The sequence below is a fragment of the Mycobacterium sp. TH-M116 genome (assembly GCF_057473685.1).
Window position 1 is genome coordinate 1 of sequence record NZ_JBYCLC010000124.1, and the last position, 5,739, is coordinate 5,739.

General features: G+C 65.4%; 5 protein-coding genes and 2 pseudogenes. 5 read left to right on the forward strand and 2 right to left on the reverse strand.

Features of this window, described 5'->3' with window-relative positions; all coding sequences use genetic code 11:
• From AC2VOK_RS06035 to AC2VOK_RS06050, 4 genes and pseudogenes are all read left to right on the forward strand, one after another.
• Positions 1-299, forward strand: a 299-nt coding sequence (locus tag AC2VOK_RS06035) for a tyrosine-type recombinase/integrase (RefSeq protein ID WP_428899669.1), incomplete at its 5' end; no start/stop codon positions are given.
• Entirely contained in the window at positions 296-2,521 is a 2,226-nt protein-coding gene (locus AC2VOK_RS06040; protein ID WP_428899670.1) for a tyrosine-type recombinase/integrase, read from the forward strand. The genes AC2VOK_RS06035 and AC2VOK_RS06040, both read left to right, overlap by 4 nt.
• Entirely contained in the window at positions 2,511-2,939 is a 429-nt protein-coding gene (locus AC2VOK_RS06045; RefSeq protein WP_428899671.1) for a DUF6262 family protein, read from the forward strand. Before AC2VOK_RS06040 ends, AC2VOK_RS06045 begins: the two co-directional genes overlap by 11 nt.
• Before the next feature lie 95 nt (positions 2,940-3,034).
• Positions 3,035-3,271 (forward strand): annotated as a pseudogene (locus tag AC2VOK_RS06050) (transposase); the annotation flags it as partial.
• Here the strand turns inward: AC2VOK_RS06050 and AC2VOK_RS06055 are convergent.
• Both AC2VOK_RS06055 and AC2VOK_RS06060 read right to left on the reverse strand, forming a co-directional pair.
• Positions 3,268-3,537 (reverse strand): hypothetical protein, encoded by a 270-nt coding sequence (locus AC2VOK_RS06055; protein ID WP_428899672.1) that lies wholly within the window; start codon positions 3,535-3,537, stop codon positions 3,268-3,270. The pseudogene AC2VOK_RS06050 and the gene AC2VOK_RS06055 sit on opposite strands and share 4 nt — an antisense overlap.
• 3 nt (positions 3,538-3,540) lie before the next feature.
• Positions 3,541-3,780 carry a hypothetical protein gene (locus AC2VOK_RS06060; protein WP_428899673.1) on the reverse strand — a complete coding sequence of 80 codons (240 nt, stop codon included), beginning with the start codon at positions 3,778-3,780 and terminating at the stop codon, positions 3,541-3,543.
• Between the two features lie 344 nt (positions 3,781-4,124).
• Between AC2VOK_RS06060 and AC2VOK_RS06065 the strand changes: the two are divergent.
• Positions 4,125-5,564 (forward strand): annotated as a pseudogene (locus AC2VOK_RS06065) (IS3 family transposase).
• Positions 5,565-5,739 lie beyond the last annotated feature (175 nt).

The window sequence follows — 5,739 nt, forward strand, 5'->3', positions numbered from 1 at the left end:
TCTTTGTCAACCTCTGGGGGCGGCCCCGCGGCCATCCGTTGACCTATGGCGCGGTCTATGACCTGGTCCGCCGGTTGCGCCGTCGCACGGACATCGGTTTCGACCCGCATTGGCTGCGTCACACCGCCGCGACCAGGATGCTGCGCGATGGGATCGGCTTGGAGGTCGTGGCCAAGCTGCTCGGCCATGCCAATGTCACCGTCACCGCCGCGACGTATGGGCATCTGAACGTGGAGGACGCCCGCAAGGCGATGGAGCACGCGGGCTGGTTCATCGGAAAGGCCCAGGTGAACCTGTGACCGCCCTGGATCGCAATTCAACGCTGGGCCTGCTGGGCAGGCTCATGGCCGGTGTTCGCGCCGAATTCCGCAGCGACGTATTGGAGTTCGCCGCGGACGACGCCGTATTCGGCGGAGGGTCTTGCCGCGTCGCCGACTGCGGACGCAGCGCCCGCGGCCATGGCCTCTGTCAAGGTCACCACCAGCGATGGGCCAACGCGGGCCGCCCTGACCTCGAAGAGTTCGCCGTCACGACCGATCCGCGTTGGCGCAAACATCGCCCCAACCAGGCATGTCGGGTCGACGGCTGCGGTTACGGGTCGGCTCGCGGCGGATTGTGTCAGCTGCACGCGCAACGGTGGGAACGCGCCGGGCGGCCACACCTGGCCTCGTGGTTACGTGATCCGCTGCCGGTGAAACAGCCCCTGCCCGGGGCGACCTGCCGGATCGGGCACTGCTCGTTATGGCCGCAGGCCGAGTCGCCGTTATGCCATTCCCATACCAACACTTGGAAAGTCAACGGCCGCAACGATATCAACGGGTTCGTTGCAAGATTCGAATCCAACGACACACCGGCGAACGAGACGATCCAGCTCGGGATGCTCACGCCGCAGCTGAAACTGGAGATGCAGTACGTGCTGCAGCAACGCCACGACGACCGGCGCGGCAAGCTGACGCCGACGGTTGTCGCCAGGGTGGTCCGGCTGCTGATCGACACCGCCGCCACCTCGCTGCTCGACTTCGACGCCGACCAATGGCGGGAACGCTCCGCGGTGATGCTCAACGACACGAGATCTCGCGGCTTGCTGCTCTATGCGCACTCCACGGTGCTGGACTTGGCCGAGGCCGGAGGTTGGGAAGCCGAATACCCGCGCGACGTCTGGCGGATGCACCGGCTCGGCTACGAAGGCCACTACACACTGCGGTTCGACCGCATCCCGCAACCCTGGCTGAGAGAGCCGGCCAAACGATGGATCCGGCTGCGCCTCTCACGCGGGCTCAACCTCGAAGCAGGCGGTGGACGCCCGCTGCTGGCCATCGCCCGATTCGGACGGTTTCTCGCCGACGTCGACATCGAAGACATCAGTCGAATCGACCGGGAACTACTCGAACGCTACCTGGCCCACCTGAACCGGGAATACAGCCCACAGCGGCGGGGCGCCCACATCGGCCTGCTCAATGGGTTCTTTGCCGCGATCCGCCAACATTGTTGGGCCACAGGGCTTCCCGCCACGGCGATGTTCTTCGCCGAGGACCACCCGAAGCGCGGCGAACACCTGCCCAGAGCGTTAGCCGAACACGTCATGACCCAGCTCGAACACCGCGACAACCTCGACCGGTTCAACAATCCCGTCTATCGACTGATCACCGTCATCCTGATGCGTTGCGGACTGCGGATCACCGACGCCCTGCGGTTGCGCGGCGACTGCGTCACCACAGACGCCGACGGGGCACCCTATCTGCGCTACTTCAACCACAAGATGAAGCGGGACGCCCTTGTTCCAATCGCCCCGGACCTCGTGGACATGATCGGCCACCAACGCCGCCTCGTCTCCGAACGCTGGCCCGGCGGCACTGCACTGCTGTTCCCGCGCCCCACCAAGAACATCGACGGGCAAGTCCCCCTGGCAATCCCGACCTACCGCGAGGCGCTGCACCGATGGCTCGCAGCCTGTGACATCCGCGACGAGCACAGCCACCCGGTGCATTTGACGCCGCACCAGTGGCGCCACACGCTCGGCACCCGCCTGATCAACCGCGACGTTCCCCAAGAGGTCGTGCGCCGCATCCTCGACCACGACTCACCGCAGATGACCGCCCACTACGCTCGCCTGCACGACACCACCGTCCGCCGAGCCTGGGAAGCCGCCCGCAAAGTCGACAACCACGGCCGTGAGGTCAACCTCGACCCGGACGGACCGCTCGCCGACGCCGCTTGGGCAAAACAACGCCTCGGTCGCGCCACCCAAGCCCTGCCCAACGGCTACTGCGGTCTGCCCGTCCAGCAGAGCTGCCCACACGCCAACGCCTGCCTGACCTGCCCCATGTTCCTGACCACTCAGGAGTTCCTGCCGCAACATCGGACCCAACGCGAGCAGACACTCCAACTGATCACAGCGGCAGAAGCGCGCGGACACAAACGGCTGGCCGAGATGAACCGTCAGGTGTTGGGCAACCTCGACGCCATCATCACCTCGCTCGACACTCCCACCGATCCGAAGGCGGCCGAACATGCGAGCTGACAACAGCATTCACATCGTCACCGCAGCCAAGCAGCGTCACGAGATCACCCGGGCAAAAGCCATCGCCGCCCTGCACGAACTCGACCGCGCCGGAACCAAGATCAGCTTCGAAGCCGTCGCCGACCACGCCGGTGTCTCCCGGTCCTGGCTCTACACCCAGCCCGACCTCAAAGACGAGATCAACCGCATCCGTGCGCTACGCCGCCCCCAACACGACCAGGTTCCGCCGGCCCGGCAACGCGCCACCGAAGACTCCCTGCGCCGGCGCCTCGACGTCGCTCTTCGCCGCAACCGTGAACTCGCCGAACAGAATCAGCGACTGCGTCACCAACTCGCCCATGCTCTCGGACAAGCCCGCGACGACACCCGCAAACGACCCGCCCGACATCGCGATTCGATAACAATCGATCCCTGCTGACCGGCCAACAGCCGAGCGCAAAGAGCACGTCGCGGACATCGTCCACACCGCAAACCAGCAGATCACAGCCCTGCCCGACCACCGGACTACAGATAACACAAGAGCGCCTCAACCGAGAAATCCGGCGGCGAACCGACGTCGTGGGCATCTTTCCCGACCGGGCATCGATCATCCGCCTCGTCGGGGCCGTGCTCGCCGAACAACACGACGAATGGATCGAAGGCCGCCGCTACCTGGGCCTAGACGTGCTCACCCGCGCCCGCGCAGCCGCGACCAGCACCGACCAACCCAGCCCCCAGCAAACCGACGACACCCCAGCCCTGACCACCTAGACTGTCCCACGAAGGGTCACGCGATCGAACGCACTCTTACACCACTCCAGTGGACATGACCAATCAGCTCCGGCCCGTTGTCCATGCGCAGCACTAGCGGAGGCCCCGCCGGCCGCGGCGAAACACGTGCGCAGTTCGGCGATCAGACGTTCGGCGGTGATCGAGCGCTCCACGATGTTCAGCAGCGATTCACGGGTGTGCTCATCGAGCATCGACGCGATCTTGACGACCTTGCCGTCGATGGTGGAATCAAACTGGAAATCCAACGCTCACACCACCTTCAGGGCATCAGTAACCACTTCCGGCGCCGACGACATGCCAGCCCGCTTGCGTGGACTGTGCACGCGCCGCTGTAGGCCCTTTTCCTTCCACAAGCGGTGCACCTTCTTCTTGTTCACACCGCGGGTGCTCATCATGGCGCAGCGCGGCCCAGGCCCGCCGAAACCCATGACACTGATGGGCAGTGGAGTAGGTGCGCAGCCATCGCCGCAGATCAGCGTCGGGATCATCCGGTGTCAGCGCAACCGGGGTCCTGCGATAGGTGGAACGGGCGAGCCCGACCGCTGTGCACGCCAGCCGCTCGGACATGCCCCGAACCTCTTTGAGCATGTCCACGGCACGGCGCTTGGCGGCCGGGCTCAAAATTTTCCCTTGGCCACCTCGCGCAAAGCGTCCTTTTCTAGCTCAGCTTCGGCCAAAAGCCGCTTGAGCCTGGCATTCTGTTCACGCAATTCCCCTCTCTGTCAGCCTGGGTTGAGGCACCCGCCCCCTGACATTTAGTGACTCGAGGGCGGGGATGGAGAGGCTCCCCGAAATGACGAACAAGGTGACGACGTTGGCCCGAGCGACCGGGATCGAAGATCCTGGTGGGGTGGCTGACGATGCAACGCAACGCCCCGACCCGGAGGTGCCCGAACGCGCCCGGCGGCGGACGTTCACCGCCAAGTACAAGCTGGAGGTACTCGCTGCCTACGACGCGGCACCCGAGGGTGAGAAGGGCGCGGTGCTGCGCCGTGAGGGGCTGTACTCCAGCCACATCACTGAGTGGCGCAAAGCCCGCGACGCCGGCGCGTTGGCGGGACTGGCCGCCCCACGCGGGCGCAAGCGCCGTGATCCGGCCGCCGAGCAGATCGCCCGCCTGCAAGCCGAAAAGCAGCGACTGGAGCAGGAGCTGGCCAAGACCCGCGCCGTGGTGGACGTCCAGGCAAAACTGCACGCGCTCTTGGAGACTCTCTCCGAGAGCGCGGATACCGATCCGAGGTCGACACCATGACTGATCAGGCCGTCATGGAGTTGGCACCGCAACTGGGCGTGCGGGCCGCCTGCGAAGCAGTGGGTACCGCGCAGGCCACTACTACCGGCGCCACCGGCAAAGCCCGCCACCGGCACGGCCAGAGCCCATCCCGCACCGCCAACGCCACCAGCTGCGGGCGCTGACCGCTGCCGAGCAGCAGGCCATCCTCGATACGCTGCACAGCGACCGGTTCGCCGACGTCGCGCCGGCTGAGGTGTGGGCCACCTTGCTCGACGAAGGTGTCTACCTGGGCTCGCAGTCGACCTTCTACCGGCTGCTGCGCCAAGCCGGCGAGGTGCGTGAGCGCCGCGCCCAGGCCACCCATCCGGCGAAGGTGAAACCCGAACTGGTCGCGAACGAGCCAAATGCGGTGTGGTCGTGGGATATCACGAAATTGCGTGGCCCAGCGAAGTGGACCTATTACTACCTGTATGTGATCTTGGACATCTTTTCCCGCTACGTCGTTGGCTGGATGGTCGCCAGCCGCGAATCGGCGGCGCTGGCCGAGGTGCTGATCCGCCAGACCTGCGCCAAGCAAGGCATCGACCGTGACCAGTTGACCATCCACGCCGACCGCGGTAGTTCCATGACCAGCAAGCCAGTTGCGTTCTTGCTCGCCGATCGCGTTGTCACCCAGTCACATTCGCGGCCGCACGTCTCCAACGACAATCCGTTTTCGGAGGCCCAGTTCAAGACGCTGAAATACCGGCCCCCGACTTCCCCGGCCGGTTCGGCTCGATCGAAGACGCCCGAAGACACTGCCAGGTCTTCTTCGCTTGGTACAACGATGAACATCGCCACAGCGGGCTCGGCCTGCATACCGCTGCCGACGTCCACTACGGCCTCGCAGAGGCAATCCGCGACAAGCGTGCCGGCGTACTCGACGCCGCCTACGCCGCACACCCCGAACGGTTCGTCCGCAAACCGCCCGAACCACCGCAGATCCCCGAAACCTCGTGGATCAACCGACCCGACCAACCAGAGGAGGACACCCAGTAAATACCGGGCAACGGTGCCTCATTCAGGTTGACAGGTGCCGCCGCCGTCGACCGATCGCCGCCGACCGATCGAAGGGTCACTATATTCACGCCGCCGGCTCCCACTCCCGTTGAGCGGCATACTTTTCGTGCTCGGCGGCCTCGACGTCGATCTCCTTGAGCAGCATCACCGCCGT